This is a genomic window from Pelagibacterium flavum (assembly GCF_025854335.1).
In the GTDB taxonomy this organism is placed as follows: domain Bacteria; phylum Pseudomonadota; class Alphaproteobacteria; order Rhizobiales; family Devosiaceae; genus Pelagibacterium; species Pelagibacterium flavum.
In genome coordinates, this window is the sequence record NZ_CP107716.1 from 244,432 (window position 1) to 261,676 (window position 17,245).

General features: G+C 60.8%; 15 protein-coding genes. 8 read left to right on the forward strand and 7 right to left on the reverse strand.

Translation table 11 applies throughout. The features are described 5' to 3' along the window. Window positions 1-16: 16 nt before the first annotated feature. Together OF122_RS01265 and OF122_RS01270 are read right to left on the reverse strand one after the other, a co-directional pair. The gene (locus tag OF122_RS01265; RefSeq protein ID WP_264226083.1) at window positions 17-976 is read right to left on the reverse strand and encodes a DMT family transporter; all 960 of its coding nucleotides are present in this window, start codon (window positions 974-976) and stop codon (window positions 17-19) included. A gap of 56 nt (window positions 977-1,032) precedes the next feature. Continuing rightward, window positions 1,033-1,962: a tyrosine recombinase XerC gene (locus OF122_RS01270; RefSeq protein ID WP_264226084.1), complete on the reverse strand. Its 930-nt coding sequence runs from the start codon at window positions 1,960-1,962 to the stop codon at window positions 1,033-1,035. A 119-nt stretch (window positions 1,963-2,081) separates the two neighbouring features. Here OF122_RS01270 and OF122_RS01275 point away from each other — a divergent pair, with 119 nt between their 5' ends. The 8 genes from OF122_RS01275 (at window position 2,082) to OF122_RS01310 (ending at window position 11,935) form a co-directional block, all read left to right on the forward strand. Next, on the forward strand, window positions 2,082-4,247 hold the full coding sequence (locus OF122_RS01275; RefSeq protein ID WP_264226085.1) for a primosomal protein N': 2,166 nt from the start codon (window positions 2,082-2,084) through the stop codon (window positions 4,245-4,247). Then, the gene (locus OF122_RS01280; protein ID WP_264226086.1) at window positions 4,244-4,429 is read left to right on the forward strand and encodes a hypothetical protein; all 186 of its coding nucleotides are present in this window, start codon (window positions 4,244-4,246) and stop codon (window positions 4,427-4,429) included. Before OF122_RS01275 ends, OF122_RS01280 begins: the two co-directional genes overlap by 4 nt. Before the next feature lie 39 nt (window positions 4,430-4,468). Beyond that, window positions 4,469-5,029, forward strand: coding sequence for a F0F1 ATP synthase subunit delta (locus OF122_RS01285; RefSeq protein ID WP_264226087.1), 561 nt, complete (start codon window positions 4,469-4,471; stop codon window positions 5,027-5,029). Next, a complete protein-coding gene (gene atpA / locus OF122_RS01290; RefSeq protein ID WP_264226088.1) occupies window positions 5,029-6,564 on the forward strand; it encodes a F0F1 ATP synthase subunit alpha in 1,536 nt (511 codons plus the stop codon). Before OF122_RS01285 ends, atpA begins: the two co-directional genes overlap by 1 nt. A 36-nt stretch (window positions 6,565-6,600) precedes the next feature. Further along, a complete protein-coding gene (locus OF122_RS01295; RefSeq protein WP_264226089.1) occupies window positions 6,601-7,485 on the forward strand; it encodes a F0F1 ATP synthase subunit gamma in 885 nt (294 codons plus the stop codon). Between the two features lie 81 nt (window positions 7,486-7,566). Beyond that, window positions 7,567-9,006, forward strand: coding sequence for a F0F1 ATP synthase subunit beta (atpD, locus tag OF122_RS01300; RefSeq protein ID WP_264226090.1), 1,440 nt, complete (start codon window positions 7,567-7,569; stop codon window positions 9,004-9,006). Window positions 9,007-9,077: 71 nt separating this feature from the next. Continuing rightward, entirely contained in the window at window positions 9,078-9,500 is a 423-nt protein-coding gene (locus OF122_RS01305; RefSeq protein ID WP_264226091.1) for a F0F1 ATP synthase subunit epsilon, read from the forward strand. A 386-nt stretch (window positions 9,501-9,886) separates the two neighbouring features. Beyond that, window positions 9,887-11,935 carry a methyl-accepting chemotaxis protein gene (locus tag OF122_RS01310; protein ID WP_264226092.1) on the forward strand — a complete coding sequence of 683 codons (2,049 nt, stop codon included), beginning with the start codon at window positions 9,887-9,889 and terminating at the stop codon, window positions 11,933-11,935. A 66-nt stretch (window positions 11,936-12,001) separates the two neighbouring features. On the opposite strand, the gene OF122_RS01315 is transcribed toward OF122_RS01310, so the two are convergent. The 5 genes from OF122_RS01315 to OF122_RS01335 form a co-directional block, all read right to left on the reverse strand. After that, window positions 12,002-12,688, reverse strand: a complete 687-nt coding sequence (locus OF122_RS01315; RefSeq protein ID WP_264226093.1) for an aspartate/glutamate racemase family protein — start codon at window positions 12,686-12,688, stop codon at window positions 12,002-12,004. Continuing rightward, entirely contained in the window at window positions 12,685-13,194 is a 510-nt protein-coding gene (locus OF122_RS01320) for an RNA pyrophosphohydrolase (RefSeq protein WP_264227727.1), read from the reverse strand. The genes OF122_RS01315 and OF122_RS01320 overlap by 4 nt, the downstream gene beginning before the upstream one ends. Before the next feature lie 23 nt (window positions 13,195-13,217). Beyond that, on the reverse strand, window positions 13,218-14,396 hold the full coding sequence (locus tag OF122_RS01325; RefSeq protein ID WP_264226094.1) for a divergent polysaccharide deacetylase family protein: 1,179 nt from the start codon (window positions 14,394-14,396) through the stop codon (window positions 13,218-13,220). A gap of 93 nt (window positions 14,397-14,489) precedes the next feature. After that, on the reverse strand, window positions 14,490-15,854 hold the full coding sequence (locus OF122_RS01330) for a S41 family peptidase (protein ID WP_264226095.1): 1,365 nt from the start codon (window positions 15,852-15,854) through the stop codon (window positions 14,490-14,492). After that, window positions 15,854-17,179: a murein hydrolase activator EnvC family protein gene (locus OF122_RS01335; protein WP_264226096.1), complete on the reverse strand. Its 1,326-nt coding sequence runs from the start codon at window positions 17,177-17,179 to the stop codon at window positions 15,854-15,856. Before OF122_RS01335 ends, OF122_RS01330 begins: the two co-directional genes overlap by 1 nt. Between the last annotated feature and the right edge of the window lie 66 nt (window positions 17,180-17,245).

Sequence of the window (17,245 nt, forward strand, 5' to 3'; positions counted from 1 at the left end):
GAAAGTCTCGTCCCTCTTACTCGCCGGTTTGCACCGCGCTGCTCGGTTGAGTTGTGAGCCGAGTGAACAGCAAAATCCCGCAAATTACCAGTGCCGTTCCAATGCCATGGATCAGAGTAAAGGGTTCGCCGAGGATGAAGATGGCGAGAATAATGGTCAGAATCGGGGAAATGTTGCCAAACACGGCCGTCCGCTCGGCGCCGACCATGCCGATGGCTGCCGCAATGATGGAAACCGGAGCAACGGTGGCGGCGAGCGCTAAAGCCAGCAGGATGGAAAAAGCTTCGGGCGGGATTGCCAGGCCGGCCAGGGGATGGGTGGCCAGAAAATGGATGAATACCGCGAATGCCGCCGCGATCATCGCAATGGCGGTAAACAGTCTTGGACCCAGCGCATCGATCAGCGGTTTTGCAAACAGCTGGTAGAGTGCATAGGCCAAAGCACTGCCCAGCGCGAACAGTGTGCCTGCCAGCACACTCTCACCTTCGATCACCATGTCGTGGCCAAAGATCACCCCGATCCCCAGATAGGCCAATAACGCCGCACCCACGACTGAAGGTTTGAGTGGGCGGCGGAACAGCAGCGCACCCAGAATCAGGACCATGAATGGATATGTCAGAAGCACCAGCCGATTGAGCTGCGCTGTGATGAGATCAAGGCTGAGAAAATCAAGAAAGCTGGCGCCATAATAGCCCAGGATGCCAATTCCCGCCGCGCCGGCGACCGCTGGGAGCGGCACGGGGCGATTTGCCTGACGACCGCGCCCCGCACGGCGGTCGCGATAGGCCATAAGACCCATCAGAGCGAAAAACGGCGTCGCCAACAGCATACGCCAGGTCAGGGTTGTTATGGCATCCAGCCCCTGCGCGTAAGCGAGTTTTACGAAAATGCCCTTGGTGGCGAACAGGGCCGCGCCGAGCGCAGCGAGCGCGAGACCGATAAATTGGTCCCGATCGGATGAAGGGAGTGCGGACATGAAAAATACTGGCCAGGAAGATGGAAGCTGACCCTATACCCCGATTGCGCCGGGCGCTAGCGCCGCGGATGGGCGGCGCGGTATGCCTCGAGCAGCCGTTCGCCATCGATATGGGTGTAGATCTGGGTGGTCGAGAGCGAGGCGTGGCCAAGCAGTTCCTGTATGGCGCGTAAATCACCACCCCTGGCCAGAAGATGAGTGGCAAAGGAATGGCGAAGCGCATGCGGGGTTGCCGAGGCCGGCAGACCCATGGCGCCGCGCAATCGCTCGAGCCGCAGCTGTACAAGGCGCGGGCTGAGCGGGCCGCCGCGCACGCCGCGGAACATGGGTTCGTTGAGGGACGGCGAGAAGGGGCAGAGCCGCAGATAGTCGTCGATGGCTGCCCTGACCGGGGCGATCAGCGGCACGAGCCGGACCTTGTTGCCCTTGCCAACAATGCGCAAGGTCGCGCCGTCGAGATCGGCGCGGGTGAGGGCCAGCGCTTCGGATATACGCAGGCCCGCCCCGTAGCACAGGGCAATGGCGGCAGCATCGCGGGCCGCGACCCATGGACGATCTTCCATTTCATGGATCGCGGGGCCGGCGCCTTTCGCCTCGGATGCGGAAAGGGGCTTGGGCAGGGAGCGCGGCAACTTGGGCGTGCGAACGACCGAAAGCGCTTCGAGCGCCATGATGTCTTGGCGCTCAAGATAGGTGAAAAAGGATTTTATCCCGGAAAGCGATCGGGCAAGGCTGCGCGAGCCCAGATCATTGCGGCGGCGGGCGGCAAGAAAAGCGCGCAGATCGGCTGGCCGGAGCGTCTTGAGATCGGCGACATCGACGGTTCCGCCGAGGTGACTGGACAGAAACGCCATGAACTGATCGACGTCCCGACCGTAGGCTTCCAACGTCTTGGGCGAGAGGCGCCTGATGGTTGCAAGCTCACGCCGCCAGCCGGAAATGTGGTTGCGCAGGGCATCGGAAATGGCAAAGCCGGTATCGGTCATGATGTGATGGTACCGGCCATAGGTTACCAGAGCGCCAATTGGGGCTGGTCGAATCGCATTTGACAATTATGGTGCCCAATGGTTGGTCTCGTTTCGTTCTCCCAGTGCAAAGGCTCTCGATGACACTCGGTCCGGTCGTGGCAGTGATGGTGGCGGTTGCCGTGGACGGCCCTTATTCCTATCGGGTGCCCGAGGGAAAAGAGGTCGAACGCGGATCGATCGTTGTCGTCCCGCTGGGGCCACGACCCACCCTTGGCGTGGTCTGGGGCGAGCCCAAGGACAATTTCGCGCATAATCGCCTCAAGGATATTGAGCACGTCTTTGATGTGCCGGCGTTGTCCGAAGAGCTTTTGAAAACCATCGACTGGGTGGCGCGCTATACGCTGGCTCAGCCGGGCATGGTGTTGCGGGGGGCGTTGCGCAGCCGCGAGGCCCTCGATCCGCCGCGCCCGCTGATTGCCTATAAACGCGCCGGTCCCGAGCCTGAGCGGATGACGGATGCACGGGCGCGGGTGCTTTCGGTGATGGAGGACGGGTTCCCCTGGGCAAAGCCGGCCCTGATCGGTGCCGCGGGGGTTTCGACGGCGGTGGTGGAGGGGCTGGTGAAATCGGGCTGCCTGCAGCAGGTGGAAATTCCGGCTCCGCCGCCTGTCCTGCCGCCCGAACCCGACTTCGCACCGGCGAAACTGTCGGAGGCGCAGCAGGCGGCGCTCGATCAGATTCGGGCCCATGACAAAGGCGGGTTTTCGGTGGCCCTGCTCGACGGAATTACCGGGTCGGGCAAGACCGAAGTGTTTTTCGAGAGCGTGGCCGACATGTTGCGCACCGGAAAGCAGGTGGCCATCATCCTGCCCGAAATCGCACTGACTCATACGTTTCTCGACCGGTTCGAAAAGCGGTTCGGCCAGCGGGCGGCCGAATGGCATTCGGAAATGACGCCGGTTCAAAGGGCGCGGGTCTGGCGCGGCGTTTTGACGGGCGAGGTACGGGCAGTGATCGGCGCACGCTCGGCGCTGTTCTTGCCGTTTCGCGAGCTGGGGCTTCTGGTGCTCGACGAAGAACATGACGGCGCCTTCAAACAGGCCGACCGGGTCAATTACCATGGCCGCGATATGGCGGTGGTGCGCGCTTCGATGGCCGGGGCGCGGGTTATCCTGTCTTCGGCAACACCGGCCGTCGAATCACGCAACAATGGGGAAACCGGCCGTTACGCGCATGTGCGGCTCGAAAGCCGGTTCGCCGATGCGGCGCTGCCCGACATCACGGCGCTCGATATGCGGGCCGAAGGACCTGAAAAGGGCCAGTGGATCGCTCCGAGGCTGGCGCGGGCGGTGTTCGACGCGCTCGATCGTGGCGAGCAGGCGCTGTTGTTTCTCAACCGGCGCGGCTATGCGCCGCTGACCCTTTGCCGGTCATGCGGGCACCAGTATCAGTGCCCCGATTGTTCGACCTGGCTGGTCGAGCATCGGTTTCGCGGCGTTCTGATGTGCCACCATTGCGGCCATGAGGAACGGGCGCCCGAAGTGTGCGGCTCGTGCGGGGCCAGCGATTCGCTGGTGGCGGTGGGGCCGGGGATCGAGCGGCTGGCCGAAGAGGTGGCCGAGAGGTTTCCCGGTGCACGTCCGGTGGTTCTGTCCTCGGACATGGGGTCGATGCGCCAGATCCGCGACCGGTTCGCTGAAATCGCGCGCGGAGAATATGACATCATCATTGGCACGCAATTGGTGGCCAAGGGGCATCATTTCGAAAAGCTCAGCCTTGTGGGTGTGATCGACGCCGATCTGGGGCTGGCGCATGGTGATCCGCGAGCGGCGGAAAAGACGTTCCAGATCCTGACCCAGGTCACGGGCCGGGCCGGACGCGAATCGCGTTCGGGTAAAGCGTTTCTGCAGACCTATCATCCCGATCATCCTGTGATGAAGGCGATGGTGAGCGGTGACCGGGAAGGGTTTTACGCCCATGAACTCGCTGTGCGGCGCCAGGGGGGGCTTCCGCCGTTCGGCCGGTTGGCGGCCTTGATCGTTTCAGGCAATGAACATGCCGAAACGATGGCGCTTGCCAAGGCGCTGATGGCCGCGGCGCCATTGGCCGAAGGGGTCAAGCGCTTCGGGCCGGCCGATGCGCCGGTCGCCATGGTCCGCGGCCGGCACAGGGTGCGTATTCTGGTCCAGAGCCCCAAGGAATTTGATCTGTCGGGCTATGTGCGCTTCTGGCTGGAAACGGGGCCTCCGGCCAAGGGAAATCTGCGCGTTCAGGTCGATATCGATCCCATGAGCTTTTATTGAATGAAGAACTTGTCACGATGCGACATTTGCGACGCCCCAATTTGGCCGTGATGCGCTTGCGTGGCCGGTTTTGGCATGGTAAGGCCACCCCGGAATTCATGGGCATGCCCTTGTTGGCGCTCGCCCTGTCGATCCGAATACATATAGAAAACTATGCCGCCGCCGCCGATTATTGGCGATGACGACGATAAAGGGCGGGGCAAGCAGCGGGGTTACAAGGCTTGAGCGCACCACAATCCGTTCTGTCCAAGATTGCTCGGCCCTATGCGGCAGCGCTCTTTGATCTGGCCAATGAAGGCAAGGTCATCGAGGCGGTCGAAAAGGATCTCGATGCCGTTGCAGGACTAATCGATTCTTCCGATGATTTTTCGCGTTTTCTGGTGAGCCCGACGATCACGACCGACGTCAAGAGCGCAGCACTCAATGCGATCCTTGATAAGGTCAAGCCGGTCGAGCTGGTTGCCAACACGCTGCGGCTGGTGGCCAAAAATGGCCGGCTTTTCGCGCTTGCCGCGATCATCGCCGAATTCAAGATGCTTGCCGCCGAAGCGCGCAACGAAGTGAGCGCGGAAGTTACTTCCGCCGCTCCTTTGACCAAAGAACAGGAAACCGAACTTGCAGGCGTCCTCAAGGACAAGGTCGGCAAGGACGTTTCCCTTATTACACGTGTCGATGAAAGCCTGATCGGCGGCCTTGTGGTCAAGGTCGGGAGCCAGATGATCGATACCTCCCTCAAGACAAAACTTTCGGCCATGAAGATCGCCATGAAAGGGGTCAGCTAATGGACATCAAAGCTGCGGAAATTTCCGCGATCCTCAAAGACCAGATCAAGGATTTCGGCAAGGAAGCCCAGGTTTCCGAAGTCGGTCAGGTGCTTTCGGTCGGTGACGGTATTGCGCGCGTCTTTGGCCTCGACAAGGTGCAGGCCGGCGAGCTCGTCGAATTCCCTGGCGGCATCAAGGGCATGGCCCTTAACCTCGAAACCGACAATGTCGGCGTGGTGATCTTCGGGTCCGACCGCGACATCAAGGAAGGCGACACCGTCAAGCGTACCGGCTCGATCGTCGATACTCCGGTGGGCAAGGGTCTTCTGGGCCGCGTTGTCGACGGTCTGGGCAATCCGATCGACGGCAAGGGCCCGATCGAGTATACCGAGCGCCGCCGCGTGGACGTCAAGGCTCCCGGCATTCTGCCGCGCAAGTCGGTGCATGAGCCGATGTCGACGGGCCTTAAAGCCATCGACGCGCTGATCCCGATCGGCCGTGGCCAGCGCGAGCTGGTGATCGGCGATCGCCAGACCGGCAAGACCGCGATCATTCTCGACACCTTCCTCAATCAGAAGCCCGCCCACCAGGCCGAAGCTTCTGAAGGCGAAAAACTCTATTGCGTTTACGTCGCCGTCGGCCAGAAGCGTTCGACCGTCGCCCAGTTCGTCAAGATGCTTGAAGACAACGGCGCGCTCGAATATTCGATCGTCGTTGCCGCTACCGCATCCGATCCGGCTCCGATGCAGTTCCTGGCGCCGTTTACCGGTTGTGCGATCGGCGAGTTTTTCCGCGACAACGGCATGCATGCCGTTATCGCCTATGACGATCTTTCCAAACAGGCTGTCGCCTATCGTCAGATGTCGCTTCTACTGCGCCGTCCTCCCGGACGTGAGGCTTATCCGGGCGACGTGTTCTACCTTCACAGCCGCCTTCTCGAGCGCGCTGCCAAGCTTAACGAAAACCATGGTTCGGGTTCGCTCACCGCTTTGCCGGTCATCGAAACCCAGGCCAACGACGTGTCGGCCTATATCCCGACCAACGTGATCTCGATCACCGACGGGCAGATCTTCCTTGAGACCAACCTGTTCTTCCAGGGTATCCGTCCGGCCGTGAACGTTGGTCTGTCGGTGTCCCGCGTGGGCGGTTCGGCCCAGATCAAGGCGATGAAGCAGGTTGCCGGTTCATTGAAGGGTGAGTTGTCCCAGTACCGCGAAATGGCGGCTTTCGCCCAGTTCGGCTCGGATCTCGACGCCGCAACCCAGCGTCTGCTCAACCGTGGTGCGCGCCTGACTGAACTTTTGAAGCAGCCCCAGTTTTCGCCGCTCAAGACCGAAGAACAGGTTGCGGTGATCTTTGCCGGTGCCAATGGTTATCTTGACGATCTGCCGGTTCGCGGCGTGCAGCCCTTCGAAAAGGCTCTTCTCTCGCACCTGCGGAGCAAGCACGCCGATGTTCTTGGCGATATCGCCAAGGAAAAGGCCCTGACCGATGGGATCAAAGAGCGCCTGGTTTCGGCTCTCGATGCATTCAAGAAGACTTACACCGCCTAATTCCGGCGACCCGGCTGGCAAGGAGCTTTCGGCGCAATGCCCTCTTTGAAAGACCTAAAAAACCGGATCAACTCGGTCAAATCGACCCAGAAGATCACCAAGGCCATGCAGATGGTCGCGGCGGCCAAACTCCGCCGCGCCCAGGATGCTGCCGAATCCGCACGTCCATACGCCGAGCGTATGGAAAAGGTTCTGGCCGGTCTTGGCGCTGCCTATGAAGGGCGTCCCGACGCGCCTGTCCTGCTTTCGGGTACGGGCAGGGAAGACGTGCATCTTCTGGTGGTCGCAACTGGCGAGCGCGGATTGGCCGGTGGCTTCAACTCCTCGATTGCCCGTATGGCTCGCGAGCATGCCACCAAGCTGATTGCCGAAGGCAAGACGGTCAAGATCCTGACCGTGGGCAAGAAGGGCGCGGATATCTTGAAGCGCGGTCTTGCCAAGCATATGGGCGAGCAGATTTCCCTGCGCGACGTCAAGCAGCTTGGATATGCCACGGCGCAGGAGATCGGCTCGAAGATCCTGGCGATGTATTCTGCCGGCGAATTCGATGTCGCGACGCTGTTCTATTCGCGATTCCAGTCGGTCATCTCGCAGGTGCCGACCGCGCAGCAGATCATCCCGGCCAAGTTCGAAAAGGCCGAGGGCGAAGCGCTCAAATCCGGTTCGGCAATCTACGAGTACGAGCCTGATGAAGAGGCTTTGCTCGAAGACCTTTTGCCGCGCAATGTGAGCGTGCAGATTTTCAGGGCCCTGCTTGAAAACAACGCTTCGTTCTTTGGCGCGCAGATGACCGCGATGGACAATGCAACCCGCAATGCCGGTGAGATGATCACCAAGCTTCAGCTGAGCTATAACCGCCAGCGCCAGGCTCAGATCACCAAGGAACTGATCGAAATCATTTCGGGCGCCGAGGCGCTCTAGGGCAGAGTTAAAGTTATCGCGTTCCGCAGGGAAACAAGTGCAGCCCACTTCCCCGGAGCGCTCTGGAAAGGACCAAGACCCATGGCAGAGAACAAAACCGGCCGCGTCTCCCAGGTTATGGGCGCCGTTGTGGACGTGACCTTCGACGGTCATCTCCCCGCCATTCTGAACGCGCTTGAAACCGACAACAACGGCAACCGCCTCGTGCTTGAAGTTGCACAGCACCTTGGTGAAAACGCGGTCCGTACCATCGCCATGGACACGACCGAAGGTCTGGCCCGCGGCGTTGAAGTGCGCGATACCGGTAATGCCATCGAAGTGCCGGTGGGCGATGAAACGCTCGGCCGCATCATGAACGTCATCGGTGAGCCGATCGACGAAGCCGGGCCGGTCAATACGCCCTCCAAGCGCGCCATTCACCAGCCCGCTCCTGAATTTGTGGATCAGGCGACCCAGGCCGAAATTCTGGTTACCGGCATCAAGGTGATCGACCTGCTGGCGCCTTATGCGCGTGGCGGCAAGATCGGCCTGTTCGGCGGTGCCGGCGTGGGCAAGACGGTTCTGATCCAGGAGCTGATCAACAACGTCGCCAAGGCCCACGGTGGTTACTCGGTGTTCGCAGGGGTCGGCGAGCGGACCCGCGAAGGCAACGATCTCTATTACGAAATGATCGAATCGGGCGTGAACAAGGATCCCAAGGAGAACAATGGTTCGACCGAGGGTTCGAAATGCGCGCTGGTCTTCGGTCAGATGAACGAGCCTCCGGGAGCCCGCGCCCGCGTTGCTCTGACCGGCCTTTCGATCGCTGAAGATTTCCGTGACAAGGGCCAGGACGTGCTGTTCTTTGTCGACAACATCTTCCGCTTCACTCAGGCAGGTTCGGAAGTGTCGGCGCTGTTGGGACGTATTCCTTCTGCTGTGGGCTATCAGCCCACGCTCGGCACCGACATGGGGGCGCTCCAGGAACGCATCACCACGACCAACAAGGGCTCGATCACCTCGGTCCAGGCCGTTTACGTGCCGGCCGACGACTTTACCGATCCGGCCCCGGCTTCGACCTTTGCCCACCTTGACGCGACGACTTCGCTCAACCGCGCCATTTCGGAAAAGGGCATCTACCCGGCCGTTGATCCGCTCGATTCCAACTCGCGTATGCTCGACCCCAATATCGTTGGTGAAGAGCACTACCGCACGGCGCGGGACGTCCAGGAAATCCTGCAGCGTTACAAATCGCTTCAGGACATTATCGCCATTCTGGGCATGGACGAGCTTTCCGAAGAAGACAAGCTCACCGTGGCCCGGGCCCGCAAGGTCGAGCGCTTCATGAGCCAGCCCTTCCATGTGGCCGAGCAGTTCACCGGTTCGCCCGGTATCTATGTGGAACTCGAAGACACCATCAAGGCCTTCAAGGGTCTGGTGGCTGGCGAGTACGACCATCTGCCCGAACAGGCCTTCTACATGGTTGGCACCATCGACGATGCCGTCAAAAAGGCCCAGAAGCTGGCTGCCGAAGCGGCCTGATTGTGAATGTGCTCGTGCGGGCCGACAGCCGGCCCGCGCAATTTCCGAACGCTTGAAGAACGGACGAAGTCATGGCCGAAGGCGTCAAAGTCGAAATCGTATCGCCTGAAGTTCTCGTTTTGAGCGCCGAAGCGCGCTCGGTGATTGTGCCGGGTGCCGAGGGCTATCTGACGGTCATGGGAAGCCATGCGCCGCTGATGGCGGTGCTCAAGCCCGGCTTTGTGACCGTTACCGATACCAGCGGCACCATTTCGAGCTTCTTTGTGGGCGGTGGGTTTGCCGATATCTCAGATGCCGGTGTTACCATTCTCGCCGAAGAAGCCAAGCCGGCCGGCGACTTCGGTCGCACTGAGATCGAAGCCCGTATCGCTACGGCGCAACAGGCACTGGCCGATGCTTCCGAGCTCGAGGACAAGGGCGCGGCCCAGAACACACTCGATACCTGGAAGAATCTGCTGCTTGAAAGTTCTTCGTTGGGTGGCACAGTCCACTAGGATCGGTTCGGTCCGATCTCATGTCTAAAGGCGCCGCTGGGGCGCCTTTTTTCTTTGTTGCGTCATTCAAAGCCGATGATCTCGTGGCCAAGCGTGACAATTTGTTCCGCACCCAAAAAGTTGTTGCAGGCTTAAAGCCGCCCGAGCTCAGCACTATCCTTGAAATATAGTTGTCCTAAGCGCGGCCAACCCTGTCACCGGGTTGTCTCTTGGCACGCGCCGGTGCCTTTTGGGTTGGGAAGTGTTTTCGTTCGTGCAAACTGAAACGATCATTTAATCATATGTCCGTAGCTTTGCGTGGATTTCCCAGGAGGGGGAAGGTATTCGTCCACAAGGAGCAGACGGACATGCGGGGCTTAACCAGCAGAATTCTGGGTCGTATCCCTATGACCACCACGATCGCCGCGATGGTGGTTACCGCAGTGGTGCTTTCGGTCGGGGCCGTCGTTATGGCGGTTTACATCAACCTTTCAGCAAACAGCGATGCGGTCGCTCGATCCAGCCAGCAGGCCAATATACGGACTGCGTCAACCATTCTGGGCGGGATGGGCGGCATCCAAGTCGATTGGACCGAAGAGGGCGATGTGGCCAGCATCGGCACCTGGGTCATGCCGCGCTTCTACAATAACGACATCGCCGATTCGATCGCTCGTGTTACCGGTGAAACTACGGCCATTTTCGCTTGGAACGCCGATACCCAAGCCTTCGAGCAGGTGACGACCTCGATGGTCGACGCCGATGGCAACCGCGTGGTGCAGGATCCCATCCCCGCCAATGGCGAAATTCATACCCAGATTCTTGAGCAGGGTGCGCTGTTTACCGAGACGGATGTCAATGGCGAGCACTACTACTCGGTCTACCAGCCGATTACCTATTTGTCGGGAACCGACGTTCTGGGACTGCTCTATGTGGGCGTGAGCCAGGATGCCATTACTGCGGTCGTAACCGACACTATGAACCTGCTTCTGATCGTGGCTGGTATTGCGCTGGCTGTGATGTGTGTTGTTTCGATTTTCGCGTCCCGTCTGATCGCGCGCCCAATTCCGGTTCTCTCGGGCGTGATGGGCAGCATTGCGCAGAACGAGTTCGATGTTGAGGTGCCTTACACCGACCGCAAGAACGAAGTGGGCGACATGGCGCGCGCTGTGGAAGTGTTCCGCGAGAACGGGCAGAAGGTCGCTGCGATGACCGAAGCCGAGGCGGCGCGGATCATTGCGGACGAGCAAGCGCGCCGCGCGATGATGGGTGACCTGCAAACCGCTTTCGGCAATGTTGTCGATGCAGCAATTGCAGGCGATTTCTCCCAGCGGGTAGAAGCCAATTTTGCCGACGCCGAACTGAACGGGCTGGCCGGCAGCGTCAACGATCTCGTATCGACCGTCGATCGCGGCCTGCGCGAAACGGCGGGCGTGCTCGGAGCCTTGGCCAATACCGATCTTACCTCGCGGGTGATGGGCGAGTACCAGGGTGCCTTCGCCCAGCTCAAGAACGATACCAACGCCGTTGCCGAAAAGCTCTCCGACATCGTCCTGGAGCTGCGTGGCACGTCACGCACGCTCAAGACAGCGACAGGGGAAATCCTTTCGGGCGCCAACGATCTGTCCGAACGCACGACGCGGCAGGCCGCGACCATCGAGGAAACCTCGGCGGCCATGGAGCAGCTGGCGGCAACCGTCATGGACAATGCCCGCCGGGCGCAGGACGCCTCCCAGACCGCAGCTTCGGTCACCAAATCGGCCGAAGAGGGTGGCGAGGTGATGGAAGCGGCGACCAGCGCCATGGAGCGCATCACCACCTCCTCGGCAAAAGTGTCCGACATCATCAAGATGATCGACGACATCGCCTTCCAGACCAACCTTCTGGCACTCAACGCTTCGGTCGAAGCGGCGCGGGCCGGGGATGCGGGCAAGGGCTTTGCCGTGGTGGCGGTCGAAGTGCGGCGCCTTGCCCAGTCCGCGGCATCGGCTTCGTCCGAGGTCAAGGCGCTGATCGAACAATCGGCCAATGAGGTCGATGGCGGGTCCAAGCTCGTGGCGCAGGCTGCCGAAAAGCTCGTGGCCATGCTCGAGGCGGCGCGTACCAACACAAGCCAGATGCAGCAGATCGCCAATGACAGCCGCGAACAGGCATCCTCGATCGAGGAGGTCAATGCCGCGGTGCGCCAGATGGACGAGATGACCCAGCACAATGCCGCGCTGGTGGAAGAAACCAATGCCGCCATCGCCCAGACCGAAGAACAGGCAACGGCCCTCGACCGGATCGTCGATATCTTCAAGATCGACCGTGCCACGGCAATCGCGCAGTCGCCGACCAGCCATGGGTCTGGTAGTGGATCGGGTGATGCCCGTGCGCTTCAAAACAAGGTCAAGCAGGCTGCCGGCGCCTATCTCAGCCATGGCAACGCAGCTGTGGATCAGGAGTGGAGCGAATTCTGATCAAGTGCTTGAACGTCAAATGATCAGGGGCGCCGCGGCGCCCCTTTTTCGTTGCGGTGAGAAAGATTACCGCAGGGCCTGCTCCACGGCGGCTTTGGCATGGAGTGCAGTGGTATCGTACAGCGGGAGGGGACTGTCATCGTCAGAGATGAGCAGCCCCAGTTCCGTGCAACCGAGAACGACTGCCAGCGCTCCGCGCGCGCCGAGCCGTTCGATGGCTGTGCGGTAAATGCTGCGAGAGGTATCGTTGACGATGCCGCGGCACAGCTCATTGTAAATAATGCCGTCGAGATTGGTCCGGTCGACCTCGGGCACTATGGGGTCCAGTCCGCGCAGACGTAGCCGGTCCTTGTAGAAATCCATTTCCATGGTGAATCGCGTTCCCAGCAGTCCAACCCTTTCGGCGCCATCCTCGATCAGCGCATCGGCCGTGGGGTCGGCGATGTGAAGGAAGGGGACGGAAATTGCCGCTTCGATGCTTTGCGCGACAACATGCATGGTGTTGGTGGCCAGAACCAGCATCTGGGCGCCCGCAGCCTCAAGGCGCTCCGCAGAGGCGGCGAGGTGCTCGCCGGCCCGGCCCCAATCGCCTTGGGTCTGAAGCGCTTCGATTTCGGCAAAGTCGAGGGAGTCCAAAAGGATGGGCGCCGAATGCAGCCCGCCGCGCCGCTTTGCGGTTTCCCGATTTATGAGTGCATAATACTGAGCCGTGGATTCCCAGCTCATACCGCCGATCAACCCGATCGTTTTCATGCCATACGCGCCCGGAGTTGGCCCGGAATATGGGCAAATGCCTTGTGCACATCGAGATAAGCGGGGCGCTTGAAGGGCACGATGATATCGGCAACCTTGTCGAAATCTTCCCAGCGCCAAGCGTCAAATTCAGGATCGATACCCGGATTGTCGAGCAAAAGTGTGATCTCGCTTTCATCGCCCTCGAACAGGAAGGCAAACCATTGCTGGCGCTGACCGCGATACTTTCCCTTGAGCGCGACGCCCAGCACCTCGTCCGGGAGGTCGTAATGGATCCAGTCCGGCGCCTGGGCAAGCAGGCGTATGGTGCGAACGCCCGTTTCCTCATAAAGCTCGCGATAGGCAGCGGGCAGCGCGTCCTCGCCCTCATCGATTCCGCCCTGCGGCATCTGCCAGGGTGCATCGACTTCGGACGTGTCAGGGCCCGGCGTCAAAATCCGCCGCGCCAGAAAAACCTGCCCGCGGTCGTTGAAGAGCGCAATGCCCACGCAGTCGCGATAGGGCATGTCGGCGCGGTTGGGAATTGGCTTCACTGTGTGGCCTCCGTGCGCGATAGGGCGCTCACCGGGACGAGAAGATATTGTTCCTGATCGAGCGCGTCGGCCCATTCGGACAAAGTGCGGATCGAGACCGGCAAGGCTGACAAAATACCAATGGCATTCCCCCGCTCATCGGCCGTTCTCTTGAGGGCGTCGAGCGCCGCAAGGATAGAGGTCTGAGAGGGGTTGGTATCGATAGCACTGTCCACACGGGCATAGGGGACGCCATTCTGGCGGGCCAATTGGGGAGCGACCGAGCGATTTGAACTGCCATCGTCGAGATAGGCCAGACCGCGCATGCCGAGCTCTTCCATTATGGGAGAGAAATCAACGGCGGAGGCCGTAAACCGCGCGCCCATATGATTGATGACGCCGGTATAGCCGGTCATTCGCGTCAAAAGCCAATAGAGCTTTTCGAGATTGTCGCGAGTCGGTTGTTCAACCAGCAGCGTATGGGGCCCTGGGTCGTTCTGGGGATAGTCGAAGGGTTCGAGCGGAACCTCGAGCATGATCTCATGGCCGTCGGCGCGTGCCATATCGGTCAGGGCGTCCAGGTTGCTCCCATAGGGTGCAAAGGCCAGCGTCACTGTGCCAGGCAGGGCGCTGATGGCCTCGCGGGTGGTCGGATCGCTCAATCCGAGCCCTGAAATTACCACCGCGATCAGTTTGCGACCTCCAGCGGCCTGGGGCGAGATCGAGGGGCGGGCATAAGCCTCATAGGGCTTGAGACCGGAATTGCTGATGCGCGGGAGAGGGCCGTTCTCGGTCATCTCGAACAGGTCCTGTTCTAGATCGGTTGCCGGTGTTCCGGCGGTATCTTGAGAACTCGTCGTTTCGCCAATCGTGATGATCGAGGGGCCGTCGGCGGCCAAAGGTGTGACGGCTGCTGGCGCCGATGCCACCTCCTCGGCCACAGGGTTTGGATCGGGTTCGAGGCTGACGGGGGCATCAGCCACCGGTCGGCCTCCTTGAGGATCATCGACAAGTACGATCCATGCGCCGATCCCAAGACCGGCGAGCACCACCAGCGCAGCGCAGATGCGGCCCCATGGGAGGGCCATCCATCGACCGGAACGAAGGCCCGTCCGCTTCTTGCGGCGTTTCCGGCCGAGTGGTGTGCTCAACTCGTCGGTCATGGTGCGGCTGGTCCCGAAGCTCGCAGTACGCATTCATCGTTTCAGATTGCCGTCTGCGACGATGGTGTCATTGGGGCTGGCCCGCGAATCGGGCCAGCCATGATTCAGACCGAGCTATAGCATAGGCTATTGGGATTCGGTCACTGCGGCATCGTTGGGCTCCTGCTGGGCGATGACGGCGTCGGGATTGGGCGGGAAGGCCGGATCCTCGGCCTCGCCCAAAATGAGGTCGATCGCATATTGGAGCTGATTGTCCTCGGAGCGCTCCGCGGGAACGTAAACCGAGGATCCAACGGTTGCTTCCTCTTCGGCCTCGCCAGAAATATGTCCGGCCAGACCGGCCTCGCCGATCAAGAGGTCGCGGCCCTGGAATTCTTCGGGCACGTCCTGGAGAACCTCGATGTCGGGTGTGATCCCGAGGGCCTGGATCGAGCGATTGTTGGGCGTGTAGTAGCGGGCTGTCGTCAGCCGCATGGCGCCATCAAAGCCCAGCGGAATAATCGACTGCACCGAGCCCTTGCCGAACGAGCGTGTACCGACCAGCGTTGCGCGTCCCTGATCCTGCAGTGCGCCGGCGACGATCTCGGCGGCCGATGCCGATCCGCCATTGATGAGCACGATGATCGGAACACCGGTCAGCATGGCATCGATCTCGTCGGGGCTGGCATCATAACGTGAATTCTGGTTCGGAATGCGACCGCGGGTCAGCACCACCGATCCCTGGGTGAGAAAGGCATCGGCCACAAACTGTGCCTGGTCGACAAGGCCACCGGGGTTGTTGCGCAGGTCGAGGATGATGCCCTCTGGGGCTTCCCCGTCATTTTCCTCGAAGATCTCCTGGATTGCATCGGTCAGCCCGCTATAGGCTTGGCCCGAGAATCGCGACAGGCGGATCAGCGGTACATCGCGCTCCATGCTCCAGCGGACTGCCGAGACGGAGATGATGTCGCGGGTCAAGGTCAGTTCGATGAGCTGCTCCGCACCATCGCGGGAGATCACCACATCGACGTCGGTGCCTACTTCGCCGCGCATCAGCTCGACGGCATCGTCCAGGGTCATGCCCATGACCTGCTGGCCGTCGATCTCGACAACGTAGTCATTGGCAAGGATGCCGGCGCGCGAGGCGGGGCTGTCGTCATAGGGGGTAACGACCTTGACCAGACCCTCTTCCATGGTGACTTCGATGCCCAGGCCACCGAAGGTGCCCGAAGTGTCTTCGCGCACATCGGCAAAGCTTTCGGGGGATAGGTAGGCCGAGTGGGGGTCGAGCGATGTCAGCATGCCCTGGATGGCGGCGCGGATCAGTTCGGTCTCGTCGGGTGCCTCGATATATTCGTCCCGAATGCGGTCGAGGACCAGACCGAACAATTCGAGCTGGCGATAGAGTTCTTCCTGTTCGAGTTCTGTCTGCTCGGACTGAGCCGCAACCGGCCCCACGCTCGCGGCGATCGCCAACATAACGATCAGAATCCGCTTGAATACCAACGCCATCAGCTCGTTCCACTTTCCTGTTGTTGGGACTCGGCTGTCCACCATCCCTCGGGATCTATGGGAATGCCACCTTCCCTGAGTTCAATATACAGCGCGGGCCCCGAGGCTCCAGCACCCGCTTCAAGGTTTGGCGCGTCGCCCATGGTTCCTATCGGATTGCCCATCTGAACGAATGCGCCGGGCTCTACCGTAACTGAATCGAGCCCTGCCAGAACGATCAGATAATTCTGGCCAGCATTGAGAATGACGATTTGGCCGTAATTGAGGAATGGTCCCGAATGAACCACCCAGCCATCTGCTGGTGCCGAAACGGTTGCGCCCTCGGACGTCGATATCGTTATGCCCTTGGATTGCCCGCCAAATCCGTCCGCTGCGCCATATGTGGTGAGCGTCGCACCTACAACCGGGGCGCGCAGGTAACCCCTTGCAGCCTCTAACGGAACCGCCGGCTCGGTGCGGGCGGTATCGGCAAAGGCAAGACGGAGCGTTTCGGGATCGAGCGTGGGTACGTTCTGGCCGGCGTTTGCGGCACGGGTGGCTTCATCGGCGGCCGTCATGGCGGCAATGCGGCCTTCTAGCCCTGCGATCAATTGTTCGAGAGATGTCGCTCTGTCGGCCAACGCCTGAGCCTCGGCTTCCTCGCGCAGCAGATCGTCGCTCAGCCATTCACGCCCCTGATTGCGGGCTTCGATGATCGTGGCGATGCGCAACCGCTCCTCATTGAGCGTTGTGAGGTTTGCGTTGAGCCGTTCGGCTTCTGCCAGCGCTGTCTGCTTGAGCGCGATCAACTCGTTGAGGCTCTCGGTGACCGTTTCAGCGCGCTCCTGCAACTGGGGCAGTACGGCGCCGAGCAGCATCGCGGCGCGGGCCGACCCCAGGGCATCGGACGGATCGACGATGATGGCCGGTGGTGGCTGGGCCGAAATGCGTTGCAGGGAGGCCAAAAGGTTCGAGATCGAGCGGTCGTGGCCGTCAAGGCGGGCGCGAACTGACCGTTCTGAGGCAAACAGCGCTTCGAGCCGTTCTTCGATCAGCCTGATGTCCTTGTCGGCCAGATCGACCCGTTGTCCTGCTGCGACCAGCTCGGCGCCCAATTGGGTGGCGTCGCCATCGAGCGCCTCGATTTCAGCGCGGATTGCTTCGATACGCTCCTCGCTGAGGTCGATTTCGCCGCGGACGCTTTCCAGATCGCCCTGGACGGATTGGGTGGTTTGCTCAAGCTCCTGGGCGGGAATTTCCTCGACAGAGGGAACATCGCCGTCCTGAGCCAATGATGATGCCGCACCAAATCCGATGCCCGCAATGGCGGCCAGCAAAACGGGCAAAGAGGGTCTAAGGAAAGGTCCCACAGGCAGGCTCAAACCGGCAAACTCCGAATCAGCCCGGACCAT